Origin of the sequence: Actinoplanes sichuanensis, assembly GCF_033097365.1 — a bacterium.
Classification (GTDB): Bacteria; Actinomycetota; Actinomycetes; order Mycobacteriales; family Micromonosporaceae; genus Actinoplanes; species Actinoplanes sichuanensis.
Map to the genome: position 1 here is coordinate 5,096,303 of NZ_AP028461.1, position 25,660 is coordinate 5,121,962.

General features: G+C 70.3%; 28 protein-coding genes. 12 read left to right on the top strand and 16 right to left on the bottom strand.

Annotated elements, in window-relative coordinates; genetic code table 11:
* Window positions 1–44: 44 nt before the first annotated feature.
* On the top strand, window positions 45–1,307 hold the full coding sequence (locus Q0Z83_RS23455) for a M20 metallopeptidase family protein (protein ID WP_317796121.1): 1,263 nt from the start codon (window positions 45–47) through the stop codon (window positions 1,305–1,307).
* A gap of 10 nt (window positions 1,308–1,317) precedes the next feature.
* Here Q0Z83_RS23455 and Q0Z83_RS23460 read toward each other — a convergent pair whose 3' ends face one another.
* From Q0Z83_RS23460 to Q0Z83_RS23490, 7 genes are all read right to left on the bottom strand, one after another.
* A complete protein-coding gene (locus Q0Z83_RS23460) occupies window positions 1,318–2,829 on the bottom strand; it encodes an FG-GAP repeat domain-containing protein (RefSeq protein ID WP_317796122.1) in 1,512 nt (503 codons plus the stop codon).
* Window positions 2,830–2,888: 59 nt separating this feature from the next.
* Window positions 2,889–3,554: a response regulator gene (locus Q0Z83_RS23465; RefSeq protein WP_317796123.1), complete on the bottom strand. Its 666-nt coding sequence runs from the start codon at window positions 3,552–3,554 to the stop codon at window positions 2,889–2,891.
* Window positions 3,551–4,720: a sensor histidine kinase gene (locus Q0Z83_RS23470; protein ID WP_317796124.1), complete on the bottom strand. Its 1,170-nt coding sequence runs from the start codon at window positions 4,718–4,720 to the stop codon at window positions 3,551–3,553. The genes Q0Z83_RS23465 and Q0Z83_RS23470 overlap by 4 nt, the downstream gene beginning before the upstream one ends.
* Before the next feature lie 44 nt (window positions 4,721–4,764).
* The gene (locus tag Q0Z83_RS23475; protein ID WP_317796125.1) at window positions 4,765–5,535 is read right to left on the bottom strand and encodes an ABC-2 transporter permease; all 771 of its coding nucleotides are present in this window, start codon (window positions 5,533–5,535) and stop codon (window positions 4,765–4,767) included.
* Window positions 5,532–6,410 carry an ABC transporter ATP-binding protein gene (locus Q0Z83_RS23480; RefSeq protein WP_317796126.1) on the bottom strand — a complete coding sequence of 293 codons (879 nt, stop codon included), beginning with the start codon at window positions 6,408–6,410 and terminating at the stop codon, window positions 5,532–5,534. The genes Q0Z83_RS23475 and Q0Z83_RS23480 overlap by 4 nt, the downstream gene beginning before the upstream one ends.
* Window positions 6,411–6,504: 94 nt before the next feature.
* Complete coding sequence (locus Q0Z83_RS23485) at window positions 6,505–6,726, bottom strand: hypothetical protein (protein WP_317796127.1); 222 nt, start codon at window positions 6,724–6,726, stop codon at window positions 6,505–6,507.
* Window positions 6,727–6,917: 191 nt separating this feature from the next.
* Window positions 6,918–7,157 carry a hypothetical protein gene (locus Q0Z83_RS23490; protein ID WP_317796128.1) on the bottom strand — a complete coding sequence of 80 codons (240 nt, stop codon included), beginning with the start codon at window positions 7,155–7,157 and terminating at the stop codon, window positions 6,918–6,920.
* A 344-nt stretch (window positions 7,158–7,501) separates the two neighbouring features.
* Between Q0Z83_RS23490 and Q0Z83_RS23495 the strand changes: the two genes are divergently transcribed.
* The 6 genes from Q0Z83_RS23495 to Q0Z83_RS23520 all read left to right on the top strand — a co-directional run bounded on the left by Q0Z83_RS23495 (window position 7,502) and on the right by Q0Z83_RS23520 (window position 11,883).
* Entirely contained in the window at window positions 7,502–8,392 is an 891-nt protein-coding gene (locus tag Q0Z83_RS23495) for a helix-turn-helix domain-containing protein (RefSeq protein ID WP_317796129.1), read from the top strand.
* Entirely contained in the window at window positions 8,382–8,594 is a 213-nt protein-coding gene (locus Q0Z83_RS23500) for a DUF397 domain-containing protein (RefSeq protein WP_317796130.1), read from the top strand. Before Q0Z83_RS23495 ends, Q0Z83_RS23500 begins: the two co-directional genes overlap by 11 nt.
* A 156-nt stretch (window positions 8,595–8,750) precedes the next feature.
* A complete protein-coding gene (locus Q0Z83_RS23505) occupies window positions 8,751–9,797 on the top strand; it encodes a magnesium and cobalt transport protein CorA (protein WP_317796131.1) in 1,047 nt (348 codons plus the stop codon).
* Between the two features lie 36 nt (window positions 9,798–9,833).
* Entirely contained in the window at window positions 9,834–10,583 is a 750-nt protein-coding gene (locus tag Q0Z83_RS23510) for a maleylpyruvate isomerase family mycothiol-dependent enzyme (protein ID WP_317796132.1), read from the top strand.
* Window positions 10,584–10,585: 2 nt separating this feature from the next.
* Window positions 10,586–11,488, top strand: a complete 903-nt coding sequence (mmuM, locus tag Q0Z83_RS23515) for a homocysteine S-methyltransferase (protein WP_317796133.1) — start codon at window positions 10,586–10,588, stop codon at window positions 11,486–11,488.
* Window positions 11,489–11,706: 218 nt separating this feature from the next.
* On the top strand, window positions 11,707–11,883 hold the full coding sequence (locus tag Q0Z83_RS23520) for a hypothetical protein (RefSeq protein ID WP_317796134.1): 177 nt from the start codon (window positions 11,707–11,709) through the stop codon (window positions 11,881–11,883).
* 7 nt (window positions 11,884–11,890) lie between these two features.
* Here Q0Z83_RS23520 and Q0Z83_RS23525 read toward each other — a convergent pair whose 3' ends face one another.
* Complete coding sequence (locus Q0Z83_RS23525) at window positions 11,891–12,457, bottom strand: hypothetical protein (protein ID WP_317796135.1); 567 nt, start codon at window positions 12,455–12,457, stop codon at window positions 11,891–11,893.
* A gap of 142 nt (window positions 12,458–12,599) precedes the next feature.
* On the opposite strand from Q0Z83_RS23525, the gene Q0Z83_RS23530 reads away from it, so the two are divergent.
* Complete coding sequence (locus Q0Z83_RS23530) at window positions 12,600–14,234, top strand: cellulose binding domain-containing protein (protein ID WP_317796136.1); 1,635 nt, start codon at window positions 12,600–12,602, stop codon at window positions 14,232–14,234.
* Window positions 14,235–14,543: 309 nt separating this feature from the next.
* Window positions 14,544–15,398 (top strand): dioxygenase family protein, encoded by an 855-nt coding sequence (locus tag Q0Z83_RS23535; protein WP_317796137.1) that lies wholly within the window; start codon window positions 14,544–14,546, stop codon window positions 15,396–15,398.
* Here Q0Z83_RS23535 and Q0Z83_RS23540 read toward each other — a convergent pair.
* From Q0Z83_RS23540 to msrA, 3 genes are all read right to left on the bottom strand, one after another.
* A complete protein-coding gene (locus Q0Z83_RS23540) occupies window positions 15,395–16,342 on the bottom strand; it encodes an SMP-30/gluconolactonase/LRE family protein (protein ID WP_317796138.1) in 948 nt (315 codons plus the stop codon). The genes Q0Z83_RS23535 and Q0Z83_RS23540 overlap by 4 nt on opposite strands.
* A gap of 142 nt (window positions 16,343–16,484) precedes the next feature.
* A complete protein-coding gene (locus Q0Z83_RS23545; protein WP_317796139.1) occupies window positions 16,485–17,336 on the bottom strand; it encodes a helix-turn-helix domain-containing protein in 852 nt (283 codons plus the stop codon).
* A 55-nt stretch (window positions 17,337–17,391) separates the two neighbouring features.
* Entirely contained in the window at window positions 17,392–17,895 is a 504-nt protein-coding gene (gene msrA / locus Q0Z83_RS23550; protein WP_317796140.1) for a peptide-methionine (S)-S-oxide reductase MsrA, read from the bottom strand.
* 152 nt (window positions 17,896–18,047) lie between these two features.
* Here msrA and Q0Z83_RS23555 point away from each other — a divergent pair, with 152 nt between their 5' ends.
* Window positions 18,048–18,395, top strand: coding sequence for a hypothetical protein (locus Q0Z83_RS23555; RefSeq protein WP_317796141.1), 348 nt, complete (start codon window positions 18,048–18,050; stop codon window positions 18,393–18,395).
* 5 nt (window positions 18,396–18,400) lie between these two features.
* Here Q0Z83_RS23555 and Q0Z83_RS23560 read toward each other — a convergent pair whose 3' ends face one another.
* The 4 genes from Q0Z83_RS23560 to Q0Z83_RS23575 are packed head-to-tail and all read right to left on the bottom strand — an operon-like array spanning window position 18,401 to window position 21,214.
* On the bottom strand, window positions 18,401–19,522 hold the full coding sequence (locus Q0Z83_RS23560; protein ID WP_317796142.1) for an alpha/beta hydrolase family protein: 1,122 nt from the start codon (window positions 19,520–19,522) through the stop codon (window positions 18,401–18,403).
* Entirely contained in the window at window positions 19,519–19,854 is a 336-nt protein-coding gene (locus Q0Z83_RS23565) for a transcriptional regulator (RefSeq protein WP_317796143.1), read from the bottom strand. Before Q0Z83_RS23565 ends, Q0Z83_RS23560 begins: the two co-directional genes overlap by 4 nt.
* Window positions 19,851–20,534: a hypothetical protein gene (locus Q0Z83_RS23570; protein WP_317796144.1), complete on the bottom strand. Its 684-nt coding sequence runs from the start codon at window positions 20,532–20,534 to the stop codon at window positions 19,851–19,853. The genes Q0Z83_RS23565 and Q0Z83_RS23570 overlap by 4 nt, the downstream gene beginning before the upstream one ends.
* Before the next feature lie 32 nt (window positions 20,535–20,566).
* Complete coding sequence (locus Q0Z83_RS23575) at window positions 20,567–21,214, bottom strand: hypothetical protein (protein ID WP_317796145.1); 648 nt, start codon at window positions 21,212–21,214, stop codon at window positions 20,567–20,569.
* A gap of 101 nt (window positions 21,215–21,315) precedes the next feature.
* Here Q0Z83_RS23575 and Q0Z83_RS23580 point away from each other — a divergent pair, with 101 nt between their 5' ends.
* Window positions 21,316–24,231, top strand: a complete 2,916-nt coding sequence (locus Q0Z83_RS23580; RefSeq protein ID WP_317796146.1) for a BTAD domain-containing putative transcriptional regulator — start codon at window positions 21,316–21,318, stop codon at window positions 24,229–24,231.
* On the opposite strand, the gene Q0Z83_RS23585 is transcribed toward Q0Z83_RS23580, so the two are convergent.
* Window positions 24,179–25,036, bottom strand: coding sequence for an alpha/beta hydrolase (locus tag Q0Z83_RS23585; protein ID WP_317796147.1), 858 nt, complete (start codon window positions 25,034–25,036; stop codon window positions 24,179–24,181). The two genes, Q0Z83_RS23580 and Q0Z83_RS23585, sit on opposite strands and share 53 nt — an antisense overlap.
* A 178-nt stretch (window positions 25,037–25,214) precedes the next feature.
* On the opposite strand from Q0Z83_RS23585, the gene Q0Z83_RS23590 reads away from it, so the two are divergent.
* Window positions 25,215–25,646, top strand: coding sequence for a peptidase inhibitor family I36 protein (locus Q0Z83_RS23590; RefSeq protein WP_317796148.1), 432 nt, complete (start codon window positions 25,215–25,217; stop codon window positions 25,644–25,646).
* Window positions 25,647–25,660: the final 14 nt, after the last annotated feature.

A 25,660-nucleotide genomic window follows, 5' to 3' on the forward strand; every position in this document is an offset into this window, starting at 1 on the left:
ATCGCGAAAGGCTGAACCCGTCGAAACAAGACGGGGGAGGAACGATGCGAAGCTCAGAGGCACAGGTGATCAGCCGACGGGCCGTTCTCGGTGGAGCGGCCGCGGCCGCCGCGGGGATATGGCTCACCTCGACCGAGGCGGCCTCGGCGAGCGACCAGGGTGCCCTGGCGGTGGAGCGCGAGGCCGCCCGGCTGGACGGTTCGCTCGTCGCACTGCGACGTGACCTGCACGCCCATCCGGAGCTCTCCGGTCAGGAGCAGCGGACCGCCGGGGTGGTGGCGGCGCGCCTGCGGGCGGCCGGGCTCGACGTCACGACAGGCGTCGGCGGGCACGGGGTCGTCGGTGTTCTGACCGGGACCCGTCCGGGCCGCACGGTGGCGTACCGGGCGGACATGGACGCGGTCGGTCCGGACGACGGGGGCGGCGGCGCCACCGGCCCGGCCCACCTGTGCGGGCACGACCTGCACACCACGATCGGGGTGGGGATCGCCGAGGTGCTGGCCCGGCTGCGCGAGCGGCTGTCCGGCCGGGTGGTGTTCCTGTTCCAGCCGGCTGAGGAGAACCTGACCGGGGCCGCCGCGATGATCGCCGACGGCGTTCTCACGGCCACCCGACCGAGCGAGATCCACGCACTGCACTGCGGCCCGTTCCCGGTCGGCCGGTTCGCGACGACCGCCGGCACCGGCATGCCCGGCCAGGACCGGGGCCGGATCGTCCTCACCGGCGCCGACGCCCCGGCGCGCGCTCAGCGGCTGGCCGAGAGCATCAACGGCATCGGCACGGTCCGGCGCCCGGCCGGTCCCGCCGACCTGGAGCAGTTGCTGGCCGACCTGCAGACTCCCGGTGGACCGCTGGCCCGGTTCGTCTTCATGCAGGCCCAGGCCGTCGGCGCGACCGTGCGGGTCGCGTCGCGGTGCTGGCCGGAGCACCGCTACACGGAGGTGCGGGCCGAGATCAGACGCCGCGCCCGGGCGGCCGGTCCGGCCACCGTGGACTTCCCGACCGACCCGTTCCCGGCGATGCACACGCCGCAGCGAGCGGGCCAGGCCCTGGACCGTCATCTCCGACGCACGCTGGGCACCGAGCGGGTACTGGCGCTGCACGCCACGATCCCGTTCAGTGGGGAGGACTACGCCCTCTTCCTGGACCGGATCCCCGGCACCTACACGTTCCTCGGTGTGCGGGCCCCGAACACCGGGATCGAGACCAGCTATCCGCACCTCGCCACGTTCCAGCCGGACGAGAGCGCCATCGGCCACGGCGTCCGGGTGATGTCCGGCTGGCTGCTGACCCGCACCCGCTCCTGACCGGAGTCGCTCAACCGCCGAGGATGACCAGTTCGGTCCGGCCGCTCGCGGCGCCGGTCTTCTGGACCATCATCAGGTCCGGGCGGGTGTCGGCATTCCAGTCGGTGACCAGCAGGTCGAGGTGGGCCGAGACGCCCGGCGCGGTGTCCACCTCGGCCAGCGGGCGGCCCAGCTTGGCCGCCCCGTCGAGGACCCGCAGTTGCGTCTTGCCGTCGGCGGTCACCGACGCCCGCATCACCACCACGTCGGGGTGGCGATCGTTGTTGTAGTCGGTCACCGCGATCCGGCGGTCGGCGTTCGCCGGCTCGGCGGTCGCGGTCACCGGCAGCAGGTGCCGCTGGAAGTCCGAGGCGCCGTCGAGGACCTGCACCTCCATCTTCCCACCGGCGGTGCCCGACGCCTGCGTGACCACCAGATCGACCCGCCCGTCGGCGTTCCAGTCGGCGGTGGAGAACCGGAACCTGTCGTCGGTGGCGGGCAGCCCCGTGGCCAGACGGTCGACCAGCAACCGTCGGAAGGCCGTGGCTCCGTCGAGGACACTCACCTCGGTGCGCCCGCTCGCGGTGCCGGACCGCTGGACCACGACGAGGTCGGGCCGGCCGTCACCGTTGTAGTCGGTCACCGCGTACACGTGCCGGTCGTCGGTCGCGCCGAGCGCGGTGCTCCTGGTCAGCAGCAGGGTGGCGAAGTCGGTGGCACCGTCCATGATGCGGACCTCGGTCTTGCCGGTGGCCGCCGACGAACCCTTGACCAGGATCAGGTCGGGTTTCTTGTCCCCGTTCCAGTCGGCCAGAGCCAGCTCGTGACGGCCGTCGAGAGCCCCCAGCTCGGTGCCCGCCGCGACCAGCGCCTTCTGATACGGACCGGACGGCACCGCCTGCGGCGCCGGAACGACCGGCGCGGACGCGGGCCGGGCCCACAGCGCCGACACGATCAGGGACGCGTCGTGGGCCTCCGGCGCATACGCCAACGGGAACGCCGAACCCTGGACACGCTGGCAGATCGCGCCGATGTCGCCGCTCATCCAGCTGTCACCCGGATGCTTGCGCAGCATCGAGTCGAGGAAGGCGTTCGTCGCATACACCGGGTCGAGCAGCTGGTCGGGCCGTCCCCAGCCCTGCGAGGGCCGCTGTTGGAACAGCCCGAGACTGTCATGGTCGTAGGCGACGGCATGGTTGTGCAGTGTGCTCTCGGCGATCGCCGTGGTCACCGCGATGACCGCCGCACGGGGACCCAGCCCGCGCGCCTGAACGGTGCCGATGATGGCCCGGGCGCAGGCGATGCTGCGCGCGTTGACCGACGAGCCGAGGCGCCGCCCGTTCATCGACGGCCGGACCTGATCGGCGACGGCGCCGTCGTCGGCGGTCACCACGCTCGGCCGGCACGGCGCCAGCGCGTCCTGCGACGGCGGCCGGACGGTGACGACCGGCCCACCCGCCTGCGCGGCGGTGGGCGGATAGAGAACCGCAGCCGCGATCGTCGCCGCGGAGAAGCCCGCTCGCCGTGCCCGTTTCGATGCCATGTGGTACCCGACCCCCGTCGTCGACCTACGTGCCGCACCAATGTGCCACAGATCCCCGTTCACCCGAAAGACGTAGTGCGGGGCGCGAGTCCGTTCTCGTAGGCGTAGACCACGATCTGCACGCGGTCCCGGAGTTCAAGTTTGGCCAGCAACCGCCCGACGTGTGCCTTCACGGTCGCCTCGGACAGGTGCAGGCCGGCGGCGATCTCGCTGTTCGACAGCCCTCCGGCGACAAGGGTGAGGACCTCGCGTTCCCGGTCGGTCAGCCGGTCCAGGCGTTCGTCGGTGACCGGCCGGGGCAGGTGCGGCAGGGCGATGTCGAGCAGTCGCCTGGTCACGGCCGGGGCGACCACCGCGTGCCCACCGACGACCGCGTGGATGGCACTGATCAGCTCGGCCGGCGGCACGTCCTTGAGCAGGAAACCACCGGCCCCGGCACGCAGCGCCGCATACACGTATTCGTCCAGGTCGAACGTGGTGAGGATCAGGATGCGGGCCGGGCTGCCGGAACCGACGATCTCGCGGGTCGCCTCGATCCCGTCGAGGACCGGCATCCGGACGTCCATCAACACCACGTCGGGCCGCAACGCCCGGGTCATGGTGACCGCCTGGGCGCCGTTGCCCGCCTCACCGACGACGATGATGTCCGGCTGCGCCTCCAGCACCAGCCGGAACCCGAGCGACAGCAGCGGCTGATCGTCGGCGAGCAGCACCGATACGGTCACGACGGAACCTCCAGACTCGTGTGCACCCGCCACCCCGGCCCGTCGCGTGGACCGGCTTCGACCCGGCCGCCGTACGCGGTGGCGCGCTCCGCCATCCCGGCCAGCCCGTGCCGGTCCCCCACCCGGGCCGGCCGCGCGGTCCGGCCGGCCCCGTCGTCGACGACGGTCACCTCCACCGTGTCCGGGCGGTAGCGCAGCCAGACCTCGGCTTCGGCGTGTGGCCCGGCGTGTTTGAGGGTGTTGGTGAGCGCCTCCTGCACGATCCGGTAGACGGCCAGTCCGGTGCCCGGCCCCCACTCGCCGGGTGTCCCCTCGCGGTGCAGGCTCACCCGTACCCCCGCGGCTTCGACTCTCTCGACCAGCGCATCGATGTCGCCGAGCCCGGGTTGCGGCACCCGGCTGCCCGGCTCCGACCGGGCCGTGCCGCGCAGCACACCGACCAGCCGCCGCATCTCCCCCAACGCCTGCCGGCCGGTCGCCGAGACCTGGCCCATCACGTCGGCGGCGCGCTGTGGCGCGTCGGTCGCGGTGACCGCGGCCCCATCGGAGAGGGCGACCATCACCGCGAGATGGTGTGCGACGACGTCGTGCATCTCGCGCGCGACGCGCGCCCGCTCATCGGCGACGGCGAGCCGGGCCCGCTGATCACGGTCCTGTTCCAGTCGCTGGGCGCGATCTTCCAAAGCCAGCAGGTACGCCGCACGCGTCCGCTGGTTGACGCCGACCAGCACGGCCGTGACCGTGACCGCGGACACCGCCGCGAACGCGCCCCAGGCCGGCCCGTCCTCGATCCGGTTGCCGAACCCCGGCAACACCGTGATCACGGCGGCCAGCCACGCGAACCGGGCGGGCCGGTAGCGGGCGACCGCGTGCAGGGCGGTGAGCGTGACGGCCAGCGCGGCCGGCGACTGGGCGCCCATCGCCTGGGAGACGATGAACAGCCCGGTCGCCGCCGCGAAGACCAGGACCGGCGCCCGGCGGCGCCAGATCAACGGCACCGGCAGCAGGACGACCGAGATCCAGTCCAGCGTGTCGGTCGGTTCTAGGGTCGCGCCGGTACGGCCGGAGAGCACCAGTCCGCACGCGAGCGCCACGAGCACGGCGATCCCGGCGTCGGCCTGCCGCGGGTGGCGGCGGGCGGCGGACCGGAGGGCACTCGGGCTCACCGTTCCATTGTGGCCCTTCTCCCCGTCGCCTGTCCGCTCGGTGATCACGGATCGCGGCGCCACAGCATCGCGCCACCGGCGGCCAGGATCAGCACGATCCACGTGAGGACGGTCAGGGCGGCCGGGCCCGGCGCGAGCATCTGGAACGGGTTGCCGGAGTCCACGGCGTACAGGGCCTGGGCGGCCGCGACCGGCACGTAGCGCACCACGTCGTCGGCGAGGTGTTCGGGCAGCGTCGGCTGCAGGATCGCCGGCAGCACCAGCATGCTCAGCACGTAGACGGTGATCGCGGCCGCGGTGTGCCGGATCAGCGCACCGATCCCGAGCCCGATCAAAGCCAGCACGACCGGGGCGGCGGCCGCTCCGAGCAGAGCACGGATCGGGATGTCGGCGTGCTGTCCGGCGGGCACCAGCGCCTGGCCGGCGAGCAGCGCGACCATGCAGGCCGACAACGTCACCGGGAACGCCACCAGGATCAGCGCGACCGCCTTCGCGAGCAGCACCGGCACCCGGCGGGGCACGGCCGCGAACGTCGCCCGGATCAGCCCGGAGCCGAACTCACCGGTGATCATCAGAACGCCGAACACGCCCAGGATCAGCGAGATCACGTCCACGCCCAGGAACGTCTGCGCGGTCAGGGCACGGGGTGAGACCTCGGCTCCGGCCGTACGATAGACGTTGATGTTGATCGCGATCGCCAGGCCGACGGTGATAACCGCGGCGGCCGCGAGCACCGCCCAGGTCGAGCGGAGAACGATCAGCTTGCCCCATTCGGCACGGGTCACCCGGGCGAACGAGATCCGGTGGGCGCTCATCGGGTCAGCTCCATGTAGGCCTGTTCCAGCGAGGCCCGGTGCGGGGTCAGCTCGTACAGGATCGCCCCGTGCGACGCCGCGACCTCGCCGATCCGCTCCGCGGCCAGCCCCTCCACGACCAGCGAATCCGCCTCGCGGCTGGTGATCGTCGCACCGGCCGCGGTCAGCGCGTCCCGCAGGACGTCCGGATCCGGCGAGCGGACCAGGCACCGGTTCGTCCCGGCCCGCGTGATCAGCTCGTCGATGCCGACGTCGGCGAGCAGCCGCCCGCCGCCGATGATCAGCAGGTGGTCGGCGGTCACCGCGGTCTCGCTCATCAGATGGCTGGACACCAGGATCGTCCGGCCCTGTGCCGCCAGGTCTTTGAGCAGCGTGCGGATCCAGAGCACGCCGTCCGGGTCGAGGCCGTTGACCGGTTCGTCGAGGATCACCACCGCCGGGTCGCCGAGCAGCGCCGACGCCACCCCGAGCCGCTGGCTCATGCCGAGCGAGAACCCACCGGCACGCCGATCGGCCACCGCGCCGAGACCGGCCATCGCAAGAACCTCGGACACCCTCCGGGCGCCGATCCCGTGGGTACGGGCAAGGCCGGCCAGATGCTGCCGGGCGGTACGCCCGCGGTGCACGGCCCGTCCCTCCAGCAGCGCGCCCACGGCGCAGAGGGGTGCCGGCTGTGTCCGATAGGGCCGGCCGCCGACGGTGGCCGAGCCGGCGTCGGGCCGGTCCAGGCCGACGATCATCCGCATCGTGGTCGACTTGCCGGACCCGTTGGGCCCGAGGAACCCGGTGACCCGCCCCGGCCGAACCGTGAACGACAGCCCGTCGACAGCGGTCGTCGCACCGAAGCGTTTCGTCAATCCCCGCACTTCAATCATGCGGTCGACGCTATGAGCGGACTCCCCCGCGTGGGGAGCGCCCGAGGTCGCGTTCCGGAGCCCGCCGGCTACGACCTGGGTAGCATCCGGCGGGTCAGAAGACGATCGAGGTGACGTCGAACCCGAGCAGGTACGCCACCGACGTGATCGCGATCGCGATGACCATGGCGAACCCGATCAGCAGCCCGAGCCCCGCCCCACCGATCAGTACGGTCCGCCCGACGGTGAGCGAACTGTCGATGATCGTCCGCCCGAGCGTCGGGTACACGATCGGAGCGGACTGGAAGGGCGGGAGCGGGATGCGAGATGCGTTCATGCCGAGAACGATCCACCCGCCACCTCAAGCCGGGCTCCAGCCCTCGTCAAACCCGGCGCAATCGTGAGCGGGTGTTCACCCGGGGGACGGATTCACGACCGCCGGTTCCCAAACCCCTTGTCGTTGGCCTATAGTCTTGTGCATGGCAGAAAGCTCGCTCACCTGCACTGATGTCGGCTGTCCGGGGTGCGTCATGCCGCCCATCTGACGAAGCGCTCCACCAGCTCGCCCACCGGCTCGTGGCGCAGCGGCCCCATCACGGCGTGCTCCAGCTCGTTCCACATCCGGATGGCCAGCTGCGGGTGGTCGTGACCCATGGTGACGATCAGATATTCGCGGGCCGGGTCGCACGGCCACGGCTTCAGGCAACACAGGCACTGGTACGACGTACGGTCCGCCTGGTGGGCCAGGCCCATCTCCTCAACGGTCACGACGACCACGCGCCACGGGCTCGGGCCGGCAGACCATGCAGTCGAGGGTTCGGCCGCATTCCGGGCACCATCGGCCCCGATTTCGTCCGCACATCAGGCCGGCGATCAAGCCGGTGCAGAGTCCCACAATCGCAGCGATGGCGAACATCGTCCCTCCCGAGTGGTCGGCTACGTCTTGCGGGTTCCGATATTCGACGTTTCGGATTTCCGATGGCAACGCCTCAGACCAACTTTTTCGATTTGATCAAGGCAATTCACCCCGATAGACAAACGACCTATCAGAATGACGCTCGACACCTTCCAATCTGTAACCCCGACACCTCTCAGAAAGAACAGGGGAACATGTGTCAACGTCCACCACCGTCGGTTCCACCATTCCCCGCCGAACTCTCGGGATCGCTTTACGCCGAGCGCGTGAGGATGCTCGGGTCACCATGACCGACGCGGCCGAGGTGATCGGCCAGACCGTGCAGAGTCTGCGCCGCATCGAGCACGGCGCCGTCTCCACACCCAAGGGAAAGGTCACCCTGCTGTGCCGCTACTACGGCGTCCCGGAGACCACGCGCACCGTCCTGGAACAACTCGCCGGCGAGACCCGCGCCAAGGGCTGGTGGCACTCGTACGGCGACGTCGTCCCAGCGTGGTTCGAGCTCTACGTCGCCCTGGAGCAGACCGCTGACCGGATCCGGACCTTCGAACCGTGGCTGATGCCCGGCCTCCTCCAGGACGTCGGGTACATGGAGGCGGCGATCCGGGCCGTCGAGCCGGACCTGCGCCCCGAGCAGATCGCCGCCCTCGTCAAGGTGCGCCGGTCCCGCCAGCGACAGCTGACCCGGGCGTTCCCGGCACCACCCCGATTCGAGGCGATCATCGCCGAGTCGGTTCTGCTCGCCGAGTTACCGGCCGGCGTGATGCGGGCCCAGATCTGGCACCTATTGCAGGCGACCGAACTGCCCCATGTCTCCCTACGGGTGATTCCACTCTCCGCGGGTCTACATCGGGCGTCGGTCACCGGAGCATTCGGTTTACTGGACTTCGCAGCCGAGCACGGGAATACGCCACCCAGCACCGTTTACAGCGAGAGCCAGACCGGCGCAATTTATCTAGACAAACCCGCCGAGATAGCTGTATATATGGACGTATGGGCGGCTGTGGAAAACGCCGCACTCACCGAATCCCAATCGGTAGAGTCAATGTCACGAAGGTTGAAGGAGCTGAACGATCATGAATGCTGATCTCACCGGTGCAGAATGGCGCAAGTCGGCCCGATCCGGCGGCAGCGGTAACTGTGTCGAGGTCGCTCTCGACCTGCCGAACGCACCCGGCAGCGTCGCGGTCCGGCACAGCCAGCGGCCAGGGGCCGAGGTGATCGTCTACACCGACTCGGAGTGGGCCGCGTTCGTCGACGGCGTGCGCGACGGCGAGTTCGACAAGTAGTCACCGGGCCGGTCCGGTGGTGGGCGCCCGCCACCGGACCGGCCTGACATCGAGCGACTTCTTGCGTACCCCGGAAAACGCCGTAACGTCGACCCGACGCGGACCGTGACCAATCCGCCCCGCAGTAGGCTCTCACCGGGGGGGTGGGTGATCTTGGTGGCGCGTGGTTCCTGGCAGCCCCCTCGTCGGGCCGACCACACCGCGATCGTGGGTTGCGACCTGTTCGTCGACGGGGTGTCCGTCGAGAGTCCCGGTTCGACCGCCGACCTCGAGCAGCTGCACGAGAGGGCGCGGGAGCACGATGACGGCTTCGTCTGGCTCGACCTGCACGAGCCGACCGAGGCGGCGCTGACCAGGGTCGCCGGGGTGTTCGGGCTGCATCCGCTCGCCGTCGAGGATGTTCTGCACCGTGAGCAGCGGGTGAAGATCGAGCGCTACGACGACGTGGTGTTCCTGGTGATCCGGGCCGCGCACTATGCCGAGCACGAGCAGTTCACCGCCACCAGCGAGATCGTCAGTACCGGGTTCGTCAGACTGTTCGTCGGTCCACATTTCGTGATCGCGGTCCGGCAGGGCACCGTCATGGAGCTCAGCTCGCTGCGGTTCGAGTTGAGCGCCGGCGAGAAGCGGCTCGCCGGCGGCCCCTGGTCGGTGGTGCACGAGATCCTGGACCGGCTCGTCGACGTGTACGGCGATGTCGCGGCGGCACTGCAGACCGACGTCGACCTGATCGAGGCGGCCGTCTTCACCCCCGGGCGCGAGGTCGCGATCGAGCAGATCTACCAGCTCAAACGGCAGCTGTTGCGGTTCAAGGCGGCGGTGCTCCCGCTGCACCGGCCGCTCGCCGCGCTGGTCGGGAGCCAGTTCGCCGACCTGCCCAAGGAGACCCGCCGCTATCTGCGTGACGTCGCCGATCACCACACGTCGGCGGTCGAGGAGGTGGTCGCCCTCGACGAGGTGCTCAACGCGCTGCTCCAGGCCCGCCTGACCCAGCTGAGCGTGAACCAGAACAACGACATGCGCCGTATCGCCTCCTGGGCCGCGATCGCCGCGCTGGTCACCACCATCGCCGGCGTCTACGGCATGAACTTCGCCTACATGCCCGAGCTGAGCTGGCGGTACGGCTATCCGAGCGTGGCCCTCTTCATGCTGATCAGCGTGTCCGTCCTCTACCGGGCCCTGCGCCGGGCCGGCTGGTTGTAGAGCCCGTGTCGTGGTCCGGCATGCCAGGATGGGCGCATGCTTGTCGATCAGCTCGTCGAGACCCTCCGAATCGATGGGGAGAGACTGGCCGGGGCGGCCGAGCGGGCCGGTCTCGATGCCACCGTGCCGACCTGCCCCGGCTGGCGGGTGACGGACCTGGTGCGGCACATCGGCGGTGTGCACCGATGGGCGACCGCCCACGTCGTCGAGCAGCGCCGAAACCCGTTCGGGCCGGATGACGAACGCGGCTTCTTCACCGCACCCGACGACGACGGGCTGCTCGACTGGTTCCGGGACGGGCACCGCGCCCTGACCGTCGCCCTCGGCGCCGCCGACCCGCGGCTCGACTGCTGGACTTTCCTGCCGGCCGGGTCGCCACTGGAGTTCTGGGCCCGACGACAGGCCCACGAGACCGCCATCCACCGCGCGGACGCCGAGTCCGCCATCGGCGCCCGACCGCAGTGGCGTCCCGAGTTCGCCGCCAACGGTGTCGACGAGATCCTGAACTGCTTCTTCCAGCGCCGGCCGGAGCGGCTCGCCGCCGACCCGCCGCGGAGCGTGTCCCTGCGCGCCACCGACATCGAACAGTCCTGGACGATCCGGATGGAGCGGGACCGGCTGTACGTCGACGCGGGTCACCGGTCCGCCGACCTCGATCTCAGCGGCCCCGTGTCGCTGCTCTACCTGCTGCTGTGGAACCGCACCGGCACCGAGGACCTGACCGTCGACGGTGACCCGGAGGTCTGGGAGTCCTGGCGCAACCGAGCCACCATCACCTGGAGCTGACCGTGGAATCGCTGGCCACCGCGCTGTCCGCCGGTCCCGTCGTGCTGGACGGCGGCCTGGCCACCGAACTCGCCGCCGCCGGTCACGACCTGTCCGACCATCTGTGGTCGGCCCGGCTGCTGCACGACCAGCCGGAGGCGATCATCGCCGCCCACCTGGCGTTCCTGCGGGCCGGGGCACAGGTCGTGATCACCGCGAGCTATCAGGCCACCTTCGAGGGGCTGGCGCGGGCCGGGTTCGACGACCGGGCGGCGACCACGCTGCTCACCCGGAGTGTCACGCTGGCCCGGGAGGCTCGGCAGCGGGTCGAGACCGCGGGGCCGCTCTGGGTGGCGGCGTCGGTCGGGCCGTATGGCGCGATGCTGGCCGATGGTTCGGAGTATCGCGGACGCTACGGCCTGAGTGTCGACGAGCTGGTCCGGTTCCACCGGCGGCGGATGGCGGTGCTGGCCGAGGCGGGTGCGGACGTGCTGGCGCTGGAGACGGTTCCGGACGTGGTCGAGGCCGAGGCGATGCTGCGGGTGGTCCAGGAGTCGGGGACACCGGCGTGGCTGTCGTACACGATCGACGGCGACCGGACCCGGGCCGGCCAGCCCCTCGAGGAGGCGTTCCGGCTGGCCGCCGATGTGCCCGAGGTGATCGCGGTCGGCGTGAACTGCAGCGATCCGGGCGATGTGGCGCACGCGACCGCGGTGGCCGCCGAGGTGACCGGCAAGCCGGTGGTGGCCTACCCGAACAGCGGCGAGATCTGGGACGCCACCGCCCGCACCTGGACCGGTGAGCCGGGTTGGGGCCCGGAGCCGGTGCGCACGTGGATCGACGCCGGCGCCCGCCTGGTCGGCGGCTGCTGCCGGGTGACCCCGGCGCAGATCACGGACCTATCCACCCACCTGCGGAGACGATAGGCTGCCGATCCACAATGGATCGACGGCTGCAGACGGGTGGACATGGACTCAACGATCGTTGTCGCATTCGTCACCTCGATTTCGAGTCTGTTCGTCGCCGTCGGGTCAGCCATCTGGTCCAGACAGAACCAGCGGGATCTGGGCCGCCAGCAGACTGCACTCGAACAACTGAAAGACGATCATGCCCGCCGGATCCGGGACGAGGATCGCGGTCGTGGATGGGTGACCTCGTCGCAGATCTGCACGCTCCGGACGTACACCGGAATCCGCGTTTGAAGGCCCTGCAGGATCTGCTGTCGCAACTGGTCCGCAAGCTCGACGACGAGAAGGTCCTCGTCCATGTCGACGAGGATCGCCAGGTTGTCGCCCCGGGATGGATCGCCCGGTCGGCGTGAGTGGTTCTCAGGTGGCCGGTTTGCTGATCGCCTCGATGTACAGCCGGTAGGCGAGGGGCGCCAGCTGCTCCTGCCCGGCGACCTCGGTGAATTTGATCGGCCGCGGCCAGCCTCCGTTGTGCCGGAAGGCGAAGACGGTGCGTGCCTTGGCGCCGACGACCTTGACCTGCATCTGGAGTGGTACGCCCATGCCGTCGATGCGGTCGAGCCGGTGCCACGGGATGGTGCGGATGACCCGGCCGGACGGGCCGGTGGCGACGTAACCGCCCGGGTAGAGGTAGATGGCGCGGCGGGTGACGTTGCCGATCGCGAGTTGCGCGAGCAGGTAGGCGAGCCCACCGCCGACGACCGTGTAGATCAGGACGACCAGCCACTCCGGTTCGCGGCCGGAGCCGGCCAGATACATGCCGATCGACGCCAGCATGACCAGCAGCAGGCCGGCGACCATGGCGAAGTAGGCCCAGGTGATGATCGCGAAGACCCGGGCGTTGGGGTGCCGGAACCGTTGCACCAGCGGTCCGAGGTCGGCGGTCTCGGCGGCGTTGTGGACGCGGGGCGGAACGGTTTCTGGCACAGGCACTCCCGAGGGCGGCGACGTCGCGGCCAGCGTAGACAGCCGATGCCACCATGCATCGAAGTTTGTCATTTCCTGTTATCCGGGCGCGCCTCCCGCATCTGCAACTCGAAGGCAACTCCCCGTCCCCCAGGAGAGCACCATGAAACGAACCACGGCATTCGCCCTGGCCGTCGTCACGGCCGGGGCCGGGCTGCTCGTCGCCGCGCGGGCCGACGCCGCCGCCGGATGCTCGGTCAAGTACACCGTCTCCAACTCGTGGCCGGGTGGCTTCGGGGCCACCGTCGACGTCACCAACCTCGGTGAAGCGATCAACGGCTGGACGCTCACCTTCGCCCTTCCCGGTGGCGGGACGATCTCTCAGCTCTGGAACGGCACCGTCACCCAGTCCGGCACGGCCGTGTCGGTCAAGGACGCCGGCTACAACGCCGCCCTGGCCACCAACGCGACCACCGGCTTCGGGTTCAACGCCACCGGCGACGCCGCCACCCCGGGCGCGTTCAGCCTCAATGGAGTGGCCTGCACCGGCGGCACCGCGCCGACGAGCGCTCCGCCGAGTTCGGCTCCGCCGGCCGGGCCGGTCAAGGCGTTCCCGACCGCCGTCGGTTACGGCGCGGCGGCCACCGGCGGGCGCGGCGGCACGGTCTATCACGTGACGAACCTCAACGACTCCGGCGCCGGGTCGTTCCGGGACGCGGTCAGCGCGAACAACCGGATCGTGGTGTTCGACGTCGGCGGTTACATCAAGCTGTCGTCGACGGTGCTGGTGAAGAGCAACATCACGATCGCCGGCCAGACCGCGCCCGGTGCCGGCATCGGTGTGCAGGGCGGTGAGGTGTCGTTCAACAGCGGCACCAACGTGATCGTCCGCAACTTCCGGTTCCGGATGGGCACCGAGGACGCCGACCAGAAGAACAACGGTCTGAACTGGCTGGACGCCAGCAATCTGATCTTCGATCACGTCTCGATCGAATTCGGGGCCTGGAACAACATCGACGCGGTACGGGCATCGAACATCACCGTGCAGTACTCGATCGACGCGAACCCGATCGGTCAACAGTTCGGCGCCCACACCGAGACCGGCCCGTACACCTGGTGGCGCAACCTGTGGGCGAACTCGCACAACCGCAACCCGCTGGCCAAGGCGAACACCCAGTTCGTGAACAACGTGGTCTACAACTACCAGGCCGGGTACACCGCAGGTAACTCCAGCGGCCACTTCCTGCACGACGTGGTGGGCAACTACTTCATCACCGGCCCGCGGACCACGAGCGCGTCGAACTACTACTACCAGACCGGTAACCAGCAGATCTTCAACCGGGACAACTGGGTCGACAGCAACAAGGACGGCCAGCTGAACGGTTCGGCGGCGGTCGTGCGTGGCGGCGCGACCGAGTTGTCCGCGCCATACTCGGCGGACACCGCGGCGATCCCCACGCTGTCTGCCGCGGCCGCCTACACCGACGTGGTCGCCAAGGCCGGCGCGATCCCCCGCGACGACGTCGACAAGCTGGTGGTGGCCGACGTGACGTCGCTGGGCGCCAAAGGCGCGCTGTGGAGCTCGCAGACCGCGACGGGCCTGGGCAACAACGGCTACGGCACGCTCGCCGGCGGCACCCCGGCCACCGACACCGACCGGGACGGCATGCCCGACGCCTGGGAGACCCGATACGGCCTGGATCCGCAGATCAACGACGCCAACGGCGACTTCGACCGGACCGGGTGGACCAACGTCGAGAAGTACGTGAACGGCCTGCTCGACAACCAGTACCCGTGACTCCGGAAGAGTGAGGACTAAAGTCCCGACTTCCGCGGATATGCACGGTGTTCGCCGGTCGGCGTGATCAGCTATCACACGTCGCGGCGCTGCGGTTCCGGTTGGTTGCTTGATCCGCTAGCGGTAAGGGGCGCTCGATAGCGCTTCTGCCGTGACCACCGCTGCCTCGAGTTCCGCCGAGGCGCGACGGTGACGGTGCCGGCCCGGGAGTTCCTCCCGCCGGCACCGTCACTGGGGTCGCCCGATTCCCGATTATCTGAGCCAGCAGTTACTGTTGGATCAAATACCCCTCGGGAAGCGGAGGCGCCGATGCACCGACAGCCGAAACCCACCTACCAGGGACGCCCACTCCCCCGACCCGACGAGGAGCTGACCGATCAGGGCCTCGGCTTCGACCTCGGCACCCTGCTCGGCCGGCGGCAGCTCCTCCGCGCGTTCGGGGCCGGCGCCGCGACACTCGGCATCGCCGCATGCAGCGAACCGTCGCCGGCCCGGCCCGGCACTCCCGCGCCGAACCGGTCCACCGGCGGGCCGACGGTCGCCGGTTCGGCACCACCGGCCGAGATTCCCGAGGAGACCCAGGGGCCTTTCCCCGGCGACGGCTCCAACGGGCCGGACATCCTCGAACGCAGCGGTGTCGTCCGCAAGGACATCCGATCCAGTCTGGGCGGGTCGACCCTGTCGCCGGGTGTCCCCCTCGACCTCGAACTGACCCTCACCGGCGTGTCCGGCGCCGCGGTCTACATCTGGCAGTGCGACAGCAACGGTCGCTATTCGATGTACGGCGACGGCGTCACGCAGGAGACCTTCCTGCGCGGTGTACAGATCACCGACGACACCGGCCGGGTCGGCTTCACCACCGTCTTCCCCGGCTGCTACCCGGGCCGCTGGCCGCACATCCACTTCGAGGTCTACCCCGACCAGGCGAGCATCACCGACCACCGGACGGTACTGGTCACCTCACAGCTGGCCTTCCCACAAGAGGTCTGCGAGAAGGTCTACCGCCTTTCCGAGTACGGACGATCGGCCACCCACCTCGCCGACATCAGCCTCGACACCGACATGGTGTTCCGCGACGACCACGCCGCCCGGCAGACCGTCACCGTCAGCGGCGACGTCACCACCGGATACCGCGCCACCCTCGCCGTCCCGGTGAACGCCTAATCCCGGCCGGACGGGGCGGCGAACCGGAGAGTGGTCAGGATCAGGTTGGGATCCTGACCGGTGAGGTAACCGGCGCTGGTCACGTACGCGGTGGCGCCGCGGACCGCGACCGACGTCGGGTTCTGGAGGCCGTCGGCGGCGGTCAGCAGGGTGGTCGCCCGGCCGGCCCGGTCGATGGCGGCCACCGTGTTCTGGCCGACGAGCGCGGCGATCACCGTGCCGTCCGGGGTGATCGTGAAGTCGTCGATGCCGGTCAGGCCGGTCGCCCGGACCTCGACCTTCGCCGGCCCGCCGTGGCGCACCGGGATCCGCAGCAGCGTGCCCTGGTCCAGGTTGGTGGCCCAGACCGCACCGTCGCGGACCTTGATCCCGTTGACTCCGAGGAACCCGGTCGAGGCGAGTTCCGGCGCCGACGACCACACCGTCGCCGGTCCGCCGGACTGCCGTACCGCCGAGATGGTGCCGTGTACCGAGTCGGTGATGTAGAAGGTTCGGCCGTCCTCGTCGAAGGCCAGCCCGTTGGGCAGACCGTCGGCCGGTAGCGCGGCGACACGCTGCGGCGATCCACCGGGCCGGAGCCGGTACAGGCCCGTCGTCCCGACGTCGCCGCTGGCGTACAGGAAGTACAGGGTGCCGTCCGGCCGCCGGACGATGCCGGTGGTCAGGGCGAAGCCGAGAACCGGCGCGCCGACCCCGTCGGCCGGGGCGGGCAGGGTCGCCAGGATGCGGACCGTTCCGTCCCGGCCGATCGCGGCGACCTGGCGGGCACCGGCGAAGGTGACGTAGGCGGTGCCGTCCGGGGACAGCACGATGTTCTCCGGCATCTGGCCACCGGCAAGATCGAAATGCACAGCGATGCGGGTACGGGCGGGTCCGGCCCAGGCGGGGCCGGCGCTCAATACCGTCGTCACCGCGAGGCCGGCGGCGATCATGCTCTTACGCACTTTTTCCTCTTTCTTCGGGGGCGTGCGGGCGCGTCCCGACTGTGGGCGGCCCGATCGGCGGGTTTCCGGGAGTGCGCGGCCCGTTTTCGGGCGCGCTGATTCACCGCACCCGGAGACGGGCGCGGTCAGAAGGAGACGACGATCAGTGAGCGGCGGAGGCGTGCATCAGCAACGTCATCGCCGCGTGGGACGGGGAACCCGCCTCGGTGGTGGCGATCACCACGTTCTGGCCCAACTCGGTCCGCAGGCTCTGCTGGGTGACACTCATCAGACCGACGAGGGGGTGCCGCATCTCGTACACCGGTTCACCGCCGGATTTCACCCGGTGCGCGACCCACATCCGGCTGAAGTCCGGGCTCTTGACCGACAACTCGCCGATCAGCGCGGCCAGCGCCGGATCGTCGGGATGCTGCCCGGACGCCATCCGCAAGGTGCCGACCACGGCCCGGGCCTTGGCCGCCCAGTCGACGTACAGATCGCGGGTGTGCGGGTCGAGGAACACCAGGTGGGCCATGTTGGGCCGGGTCTGCGCCCGCTGCGGGGCGTCGAGGTCGAGGTGTCCGGCGAACAGGGCGTGCCCGGCCCGGTTCCAGAGCAGCACGTCACTGTGCCGCCCCAGCACGAGGGTGGGCACCTCGCCCATGGCGGCGATCAGCTGCCGCACCGCCGGGGTGACCCGCTCCGGCGCGACTCGCCGGCCGGTGGGCCGCCGCCGGGTGCCGTCGGCCAGGTCGTGCAGGTGCCGGCGTTCGGTCTCGTCGAGGCGCAGCGCACCGGCGAGCGCGTCCAGCACTTCGGCCGACGCGTTCGACGACTGCCCCTGTTCGAGCCGGGAGTAGTAGGACGAGCTGACCCCGGCCAGCAGTGCCAACTCCTCCCGGCGCAGCCCGCTCACCCGCCGCCGGTCACCGTAGGTCGCCAGGCCGACGTCCTCCGGCTTGAGCTGCGAGCGGCGGGTCTGCAGGAACTCGCCGAGCTGTCGTTTCGCGTTCACATCACGAAGTATTCGGCCGTCCGCGGCCGCCAGCCACACCCTGTGAGGGACACCCTCACCGGCTGCGGCGCGGCAGCTTCCAGTCCGGCCGCGGGAAGTGGCAGGTGTAGCCGTTCGGGATGCGCTCCAGGTAGTCCTGGTGCTCCGGCTCGGCCTCCCAGAACGGACCGGCCGCGGTCACCTCGGTGACCACCTTGCCCGGCCACAGCCCGGACGCGTCGACGTCGGCGATGGTGTCCTCGGCGATGCGCTTCTGCTCGTCACCGTCGTAGAAGATCGCCGACCGGTAGCTGTCGCCGATGTCGTTGCCCTGCCGGTTCAGGGTGGTCGGGTCGTGGATCTGGAAGAAGAACTCGAGCACATCCCGGTACGACGTGACCGCCGGATCGAAGATGATCTCGATGGCCTCGGCGTGGCCGGCGTGGTTGCGGTAGGTCGCGTTCTCCACGTGGCCACCGGTGTAGCCGACCCGCGTGGTCAGCACTCCGGGACGCTTGCGGATCAGGTCCTGCATCCCCCAGAAACAGCCACCGGCCAGAACCGCCTTCTCGGCTGCCATCGTGCACCCCTCTCGTCGTCGTGCCCGTCCAGCATGCCCGATCACCCTCCGAGGCCGCGTGCGCGCTCCCATGCCGTTGGAAACAGTGTTCCCGCGAAACGTCGAGCGGATTGACTGACGCTCGATTTGTGTATGGCGACTAGATTACTGTCATGTCAGTGTTCGACCGCGGCACGGAGTATCTCAGCGTGCTGCGAAGGTGTGGGGCGGCCACCACGGTGACCGACGATGAGTTCACCATTCTCTTGGCGCAGCGATACCGGCTGGGCACTCCACTGCGCGACGTTGAATGCGAACTCGCGTCCGACCATCCACAATGCCATGTCGCATTCGTGATGGCGGCGGAAAACGGTGAGCACTGGTGGTGGGTGCGATGGAATCCGTTGTCGCACGAGGTTACCGCCATGGAAATATGTCCGGCGGTGTCCGGGCCCGGACAGGACGACTGCCTACTGCCGGAGGGCCATCCGGGCGGGCACAGCTTCGACTTTCTGCTCTGACCGGTTCAGCGGTCGACCCGTACCTCTGGAAACGCCTTGTGCGGGCCGTCGAGGAGAGGTTGCCGACGGCCGCACAGATGCCGGTCGAAGAAAGCGAGAGGATAAGCCTGCTGGATCCGGACCGCCCGGTCCGGGGCGAGAGTGCCGATCCATCCGGCGAGTTCTTCGTCGCTCATGTGGAGAATACGGGCCAGTTGCGGAATCAGCCATTGGTGATCGATGTATGACGAATGCACCGCACCCTCGGCACGCACGTCGCATTTCCAACCCCGCAGGTAGTGATTCCACACCTCGGCGACACTCGGTTCGGCGTCCCGGGTGTTCTCGGCGGTCATCAACATGAACGGCCTGTCGATCACGTCGACCGGTGGCTGCGCCTGCATCGGGCCGTCCAGGGCGAGCCCGGCCCGGACGCGCCGGTCGACGTTCATCGTGACGGCGGTCGCGGTGGCGCCCTTGGACCAGCCCGCCATGCCGACCCGGCGCAGGTCGAGGGCCGCCCCGAGACCGGCCGGCAGGGGCCGGTGCCCGGCGTCGGGGTTGCGGCCGGCCGCGATGTCCTCGATCCGGTCGAGTACGAAACGGACGTCGTCGCTGTGGTCCCACGGCGTGTAGCCGATCTCCTCAGACGGCACGGTGAGCCGGCCGTCCGGGAACTCGCCGTACCCGTCGTACGTGGTGTCCACGGTGACCACGACGAACCCGTGACTGGCGAGTTCCTGCACGATGATCGTCGCCTCGGCGCGGGTGCTGTCGTTGCCGTGCGAATACATGATCACCGGCAGCCTCTCCCGGGTCCGCAGCACGGGTGCGGCGAGGCGGGCGGCGGTGAGCGGGGCGGTCGCGGTGTCGGCGCCGAAGTCGGCCGAATCGAGCAGGGCCCGCCACGGGGCGGCGGGCAGCCACGGCACCCGGGGGTTCACGCTCGCCCCCGCCGGGTACCAGACACCGGCCATCAGCTCACGGCCCGGGCCGACCAGGTGCAGGGACACGGTGCCGATGCGGTGCGGCCCGGTAGGTCGGGGCAGCACGAGCCGCGGTGCGGTGGCCGTGGCCGCGTCGACCGGCAGCACGGCCAGGGTGGCGGCCGCGACGAGCAGGCCGCGACGGGACAGAGTGGGCTTCACTTTTCCTCCCGGGTGGTTTCGACACGTGCGATGAGCTGCTTCAACCTGTCGATCTCGGCGGCCAGTGCGGCGTCTCCGGCCGCGGTGAGGGTGATCCAGGTACGGCCGCGCTTACCCTCGTATCCCTTCTCGATCTCGACGAGACCGGCCGTCTCCAGCACACCGAGGTGCTGGGAGAGGTTGCCGGCGGTCAGCTGGAGCTGGGTCCGCAGGTAGCCGAACTCGACCTTGCGGGCCTCGTGCGCGATGGTCAGGATCCCGAGCCGGACCCGCTGGTGCACCACGTCGTCGAGGCCGGTGACCGGATGCGCGTCGGACGCCTCGGCGGTCATCGGCGGCGACGCCGGGTCAGGGCGAACACGGCCGCGCCGAGCAGCAGCACCACGCCGTTGAACACCTGCTCCGGCACGAAGGCACCCCGGCCGCCGGAACCCATCAGCCAGTCGACGCGGAGCGGGGCCAGCACCGCCGCGAGGTAGACGACGGTGAAGGCGAGCAGGCCCGGGTTGCGCTCCAGCCAGGCCAGCACCAGCAGCGCGATCCCGATGGTGCCGGTCGGTGCGACCAGGCGGTCCAGCACCAGCGTCCACTCGGGCTGCGGGGTGGGCTGCGCCTGGATGTCGACCCAGAGCCGGAAGCCGACCCAGATCACGACGTAGAGCAGGGCCAGGGCGGCACCCGTGTACGCATACGGCAGCACCCGGGCGCCCACCCCGCGGGTCCGGGCGATCCGCACATACCAGTACGCGATCGCCGCGTAGGCCAGCAGCAGCGCGGGCGGCCAGAACCACACCACCCCGTCGCGGGACAGCCGGCACTCGGTGTCGTTCACGCCCTGGCACTGCACGTCCATACCGAAGTAGTCGGCCGGGATCGCCAGGAACGTGACCACGGCGAGCACCAGCAGGGCGACCCAGGTGACGCGTTGGTCGCGGCGCACCCGGTGGGCGAGCGCGCGCGTGTCGGACAGCAGCCGACGAGGATCCTCGCCGGGCACCGCTTCAGTTGTCATGCCAATAGGTTTCCACAACAAACCTATTGGCGCTAGTGCACGGGCTCCGGAACCCGAACCCGCAGCAGCACGACGGCGAACGCCACCAGCCATCCACTCCACAGCACATAACCGATGAAATTGGCGAAATCGACGCCCGGCACCTGCAGCGGCGACACCACCCCGGCCGCGATCAACACCGCGGACAGCCCGCCGAGCAGCGTGAACCAGCGGCCGGCGATGGTCGCGCCGACGGCCACGAGCACGAGGACGGTCCAGGCGGCGGTCAGCGCATACCCGAGCGTCTCACCGATCAGCGTGCCCAGAACGTGATGGGCCGTGGCGAAATCGTCGGTCGCCCCGTCCGCCGCGAAACCGGGCACCAGCAGCGGCCAGCGGGCCAACCCGATCACCTGGACCACGGCGGCCGCGATCCCGACCGGCACCGCCGCACGCATCGCCGCCGACCGCGACAACCGCCCGACACCGATCGCGACCGGCGCGAACAGGGCGGCCGAGAACGCCAGCACGCTGAACCACCCGACGATCACCGCCTGATCGGCCCGGAACGCGGTGAGGATCTCGTCGACCGGCCTCTTCAGCACATCGGGATAGTCGAACACCGATCCGAGCACGGTGAACGCCACATTGGTCAGCACCGCGGCGAGGATCAACAGGCAGGCGGTCAGCTTGCGGTTCATGCGAAAACCTTTCCGGAGGTACGGGTGAAGCCACGAACAGCCTGGCGAAAGGGGCTGACGCGGCACTGACGCACGGCTGCGCCCGGCCCTATGCTCGCCTCGTGCTGACCGTGGCGATCCTCGGGCCGGTCGAGGTGCGCCGCGACGGCGAACTGCTCGCCGTCCCCACCGGCCGGACCACCGAGGTGCTGGTCCGGCTGGCGATCGAGGCGGGACAGCCGGTGCGGGCGGCCACCCTGCTCGAGGATCTGTGGCCGGGCGAGGTCGGCGTCGCCCCGAACTCGCTACAGGCGAAGATCTCCAAACTGCGCCGGGTGCTGGGCGATCCGGGACTGGTCGTCTCCGACGGAGGGGCCTACACCCTGCACGTCGATCCGGCCGACGTGGACGCCCTGGCGGTCCTGGGCGAACCGGCCGATCCGGTGGCCGCGCTGGCGATGTTCCAGGGCGAACCGCTACCCGCGGCCGGGGCGTGGGCCGAGCCGTGGCGGGTGCGCCTCACCGAAGCCCGACTGCGGCTGACCGAGGAGAACGCCCCGGACACCGTTGCCGAACTGCGCGAACTGGTGGCGGCTCACCCGTACCGCGAAAGGTTTTGGGAGCTTTTGATCACCGCCCTCTATCGGAGCGGCCGGCAGGCCGACGCTCTCGCCGCCTACCGGCAGGTCCGTGCCCTGCTCGCCGACGACCTCGGCCTGGCTCCGGGACCGGCGCTGCGGGAACTGGAGAGCCGGATCCTGCGGCACGACACCACACTGCGCCCACCGACCGGAAATCTGCCGGTCACCGGCGGTGACCTGATCGGGCGGACCGACGACCTGACCGAACTGGCCGCGCTGCTCGCCGACGAACGCCTGGTCACGGTGACCGGGCCGGCCGGTGTCGGCAAGACCCGACTCGCCGTCGAGGCGGCCCGGCGGGCCGGCGGCGCCTGGCTGGTGCGTCTGGAGAACGCCCGCCCGACGACCATCTGGCCGACCATCGGTGAGGCGCTCGGGCTCAGCGAGGCGACCGCCGAGACGGTCCTGGCCAGGCTGCCCGGCCTCGGCCCGCTATTGGTGCTGGACAACTGCGAACACCTGGCCGACGCCCTCGCACCGATCGTCGACCGGATTCTGGAATCAGTGCCCGGCCTGCGGATCCTCGCCACCAGTCAGGTGCCGCTCGGCACCGCGGCCGAGACCGTCCACGTGCTGCGACCACTGCCGTTACCCGATTCGATGATCCTGTTCCGGCGGCGGGCGTCCCGGCAGCGGCGGACGTTCCAGGCCGACGACGCCGTCGTCGAAGCGCTGTGCCGGGCCCTGGACGGGCTGCCGCTGGCCATCGAACTGGCCGCGGCCCGAGCCAAGGCACTGTCCGCGGCGGAGATCGCCCACCGACTGGACGACAGATTCACCCTGCTCAACGACCCGACGAGTCGCCGACCGGTCCGGCAGCGCACCCTGCACGCGGCTCTGGCCTGGAGTCATGACCTGCTGCTCCCGGACGATCGGCGCGGGCTGTGGGCGCTCGCGTGGTTCGCCGACGGCGCCCACCTGGACGCCGTCGAGCACGTCCTGACCGCCCTGGACGTGCCCGCCGCACCGACCCTGGACGTGATCACCAGGCTGGTCGACCGGTCGCTGGTGATCGTCGACGAGTCCCCGGACGGCCGGGTCCGCTATCGACTGCTGGACAGCGTGCGAGCGTTCGCCCGGCAACAGTCACCGGCACCCGAGGTCGCCCGCCGGGCCCACGCCGAATGGTTCGGCGCGGCCGCCACCCGAGCCGCCATCGGACTGCGCGGTCAAGATCAAGGGCAACACCTCGCGAGGGTACGGACCGAGCGCGCCGACATCGAAGCCGCTCTCACCTGGACCGCCGACCACGACCCGGCGCTGGGCCTGCGCATCGCGAACGGGTTCGGCTGGGCGTGGGTGTTCCTCGGCGGCGGACGCGACGCGGCCGCACGGCACCGGGCCGCCCTGGACGCCGCGGTGGACGCGCCGAAGCCGGACCGGGTCGACGGGCTGCTGTTCACCGGCTGGTTCGAGGCGTCCGGCGGCGACCTGGCCCGCGCCGAAGCCGGAATGCGCGAGGCGATCGCCCTGGCCGACACCCCGCAGTCGCGGGCCCGCGCCCACCTGTTCCTGGCGTTCGTGCACAGTCAGCAGGGCCGCCCGGCCGACGCCCTGACCGCACTCGCCGAGTACCGCACCCCGACCGCGCCGACGGCCGACCACCCCGCGACTTCCTCCGCCCTCGCAGGTGCTCCCGAAGCGGACTGGGAGAGCGGCGCGGCCTGGCTGCTGACCGCCTGGGCCTCGCTCGCTTCCGGCGACGTCGCGGCCGCAAGGCAGGCCTGCGACGAAGCGGTCCGGCGGCTCGGACCGACGGGCGACGCCTGGGCCCTGAGCCACGCCGAAGCACTACTCGGCGGCCTGGCCCAGGCCGAGCACCGCTTCGCCGACGCGGTCACCCACCTCTCCCGGGCGGTCAAGGCGGCGGGCGCTCTCGATTTCGGCGCGGCGGCTGCCCTGCACCGGGCCAACCTCGGACGCGCTCAGCACCAACTAGGCGACCTGACCGCCGCCAAGACCACGCTGAAGCGCGCCGCCGACGACGCCTACACCGCCGGTGACCTGCGGATCGTGGCCCTGGCCCGGGTTCGCCTGGCCCGCATCCTGCGTGCCGAAGGCCACCTGGACCAGGCGGAATCCGAGATCCACACGGCCCTGCACTGGTACGCGACAGCGGGCGGCGGTGACGGCGAACGCCTGGCCGAATACCTGTCCGCCGCCCTGGCCGCCGACCGTGACGCCGCGGAGGCGGGCGCCGAACTGGACCGGGTCCTGGCCGCCGCCCGGGCCGACGGCGATGTGGAGATCACCCTGCTCACACTGGACCGGTTGGCCCTGCTGCGGTCCGACCCGGCGCTCGCCGCCGAGGCCGACACCCTGTTCCCGACGGCCCGCCACCTGATCACCGACGCTGACCGCATCGATCGGGCAGCTCGTCGAGCCACGCCCGGATGACGGCCGTACCCTCGCGGAAGTGACTCGCCTTCGGTTTGTTGAGGAATCCGTGCGAGCTGCCCCTGATGAACGTCGAACTGACCGGGATCCCCTCAGTTTCCAAACGCCTGGCGTAAAGCTCGCTGGACGCCCGTAGCGTGTCCCCGTCCGCGTCGACGAACAACGTCGGCGGGATCGGTTCGACCGCGGCCGTCGCCGGGCAGGCGGCAGTGTCCGCCAGCACCGACGCGTCACCCACGAAGTTCAGCGTGATCCGCCGATAGACCTCTGCGGTGAACTGCCGTTTCACCCCCGAGGCGTCGATGCCGGCCCGCAACTCGGCCGGGATCTCCGGCAGCTCGACGTGGAACGCCCCGTAGGCGAGGATCAACCCGGCCGGCCGATGCTCCCCCGCCCGCAGCGTCGCCGAGGCGGCCAGGTTCGCACCCGCACTGGCCCCGCCCAGCACATGCCGATGCTCCGGATAGCGCCCGACCGTGTCGAGGTAGGCGTCCAGCACATCCTCCACCGGCACCGGGAAGTTGTTGCGGTGCGGCCGGATCGGGCGTTTCGGCAGCAGCAGCGGCAGCATCGACACCTTGCGATAATCCACCGCGACGACCGGCCGACCGGTGCGGGCCAGTTCCAGCGCGACCGCGTGCGACTCGGCCATCCGAAGACTCCCGCCGACGTAGGCGCCACCGTGCGCCCACACGACCACCTCGGCGTCCGGGCGTGGCACCGCCGGCAGGTACTCACGGGTACGCACCGGCCCGTGCCGCCCGGCCACCGTCCGGGAACGCCAGGTCACCTTGACATCCGTCATGCTCGAACTCTCTCTCCGCGGTCCGGGTCCATCCTGACCGCGCATTGTCGCCGAACGCCTCGGACAGGCCCACTGGAGTAATAGTGAACGCGCCGGATCTGCCGGTAACCGACGCTCCACAGTCCTTGAACAGCGTCCTCCTAGGCTCCCCGCCGAAAGGTTTCGACAAGGAGGATCAGTGAATTTCTCAAGCAGGCGATTCGCCACCACCGGAATGGCGATCGCCGCCGTGACCGGATCGCTTCTGGCGATCTCCCCGCCCGCTTCGGCCGCCTATGCCTGCCCGGCGAGGCAGGTGTGCTTCTTCCAGGACTATCAGCAGCAGGGCAGCCCGGCCACCCTGTCCGGGCTGGTCGAGGGAGCCGGCGGGGTGAGTGTTTTCGGCGACCACAAGTTCCACAACGGCGTGAACCTCAATGACCAGGCGTCGTCGGTTCACAACAACACCGGCCTGTGGCTGCGGGTCTATGAGAACAACGGTTACGGCGGCCGTTCGCAGCTGATCTCGCCGTACGGAAAGGCGAATTTCGGCGGCGACGTCCGCAACGACAAGGCGTCCTCGGCACGCTTCGAGGAACCCTGCCGGCCGAACGAGCCGTGGTGCGTCTGAGCACGCGCCGCTGA

Excerpts from the sequence above, each read along its gene's own strand:
- msrA (WP_317796140.1), bottom strand. The coding sequence starts at position 17,895 with ATGGCAGCCGAGAAGGCGGTTCTGGCCGGTGGCTGTTTCTGGGGGATG.
- Q0Z83_RS23480 (WP_317796126.1), bottom strand. The coding sequence starts at position 6,410 with ATGATTGAAGTGCGGGGATTGACGAAACGCTTCGGTGCGACGACCGCT.
- Q0Z83_RS23500 (WP_317796130.1), top strand. The coding sequence starts at position 8,382 with ATGAATGCTGATCTCACCGGTGCAGAATGGCGCAAGTCGGCCCGATCC.
- Q0Z83_RS23475 (WP_317796125.1), bottom strand. The coding sequence starts at position 5,535 with ATGAGCGCCCACCGGATCTCGTTCGCCCGGGTGACCCGTGCCGAATGG.
- Q0Z83_RS23535 (WP_317796137.1), top strand. The coding sequence starts at position 14,544 with ATGCACCGACAGCCGAAACCCACCTACCAGGGACGCCCACTCCCCCGA.
- Q0Z83_RS23575 (WP_317796145.1), bottom strand. The coding sequence starts at position 21,214 with ATGAACCGCAAGCTGACCGCCTGCCTGTTGATCCTCGCCGCGGTGCTG.
- Q0Z83_RS23510 (WP_317796132.1), top strand. The coding sequence starts at position 9,834 with ATGCTTGTCGATCAGCTCGTCGAGACCCTCCGAATCGATGGGGAGAGA.
- Q0Z83_RS23520 (WP_317796134.1), top strand. The coding sequence starts at position 11,707 with ATGGGTGACCTCGTCGCAGATCTGCACGCTCCGGACGTACACCGGAAT.
- Q0Z83_RS23570 (WP_317796144.1), bottom strand. The coding sequence starts at position 20,534 with ATGACAACTGAAGCGGTGCCCGGCGAGGATCCTCGTCGGCTGCTGTCC.
- Q0Z83_RS23485 (WP_317796127.1), bottom strand. The coding sequence starts at position 6,726 with ATGAACGCATCTCGCATCCCGCTCCCGCCCTTCCAGTCCGCTCCGATC.
- Q0Z83_RS23460 (WP_317796122.1), bottom strand. The coding sequence starts at position 2,829 with ATGGCATCGAAACGGGCACGGCGAGCGGGCTTCTCCGCGGCGACGATC.
- Q0Z83_RS23565 (WP_317796143.1), bottom strand. The coding sequence starts at position 19,854 with ATGACCGCCGAGGCGTCCGACGCGCATCCGGTCACCGGCCTCGACGAC.
- Q0Z83_RS23530 (WP_317796136.1), top strand. The coding sequence starts at position 12,600 with ATGAAACGAACCACGGCATTCGCCCTGGCCGTCGTCACGGCCGGGGCC.
- Q0Z83_RS23455 (WP_317796121.1), top strand. The coding sequence starts at position 45 with ATGCGAAGCTCAGAGGCACAGGTGATCAGCCGACGGGCCGTTCTCGGT.
- Q0Z83_RS23585 (WP_317796147.1), bottom strand. The coding sequence starts at position 25,036 with ATGACGGATGTCAAGGTGACCTGGCGTTCCCGGACGGTGGCCGGGCGG.
- Q0Z83_RS23555 (WP_317796141.1), top strand. The coding sequence starts at position 18,048 with ATGTCAGTGTTCGACCGCGGCACGGAGTATCTCAGCGTGCTGCGAAGG.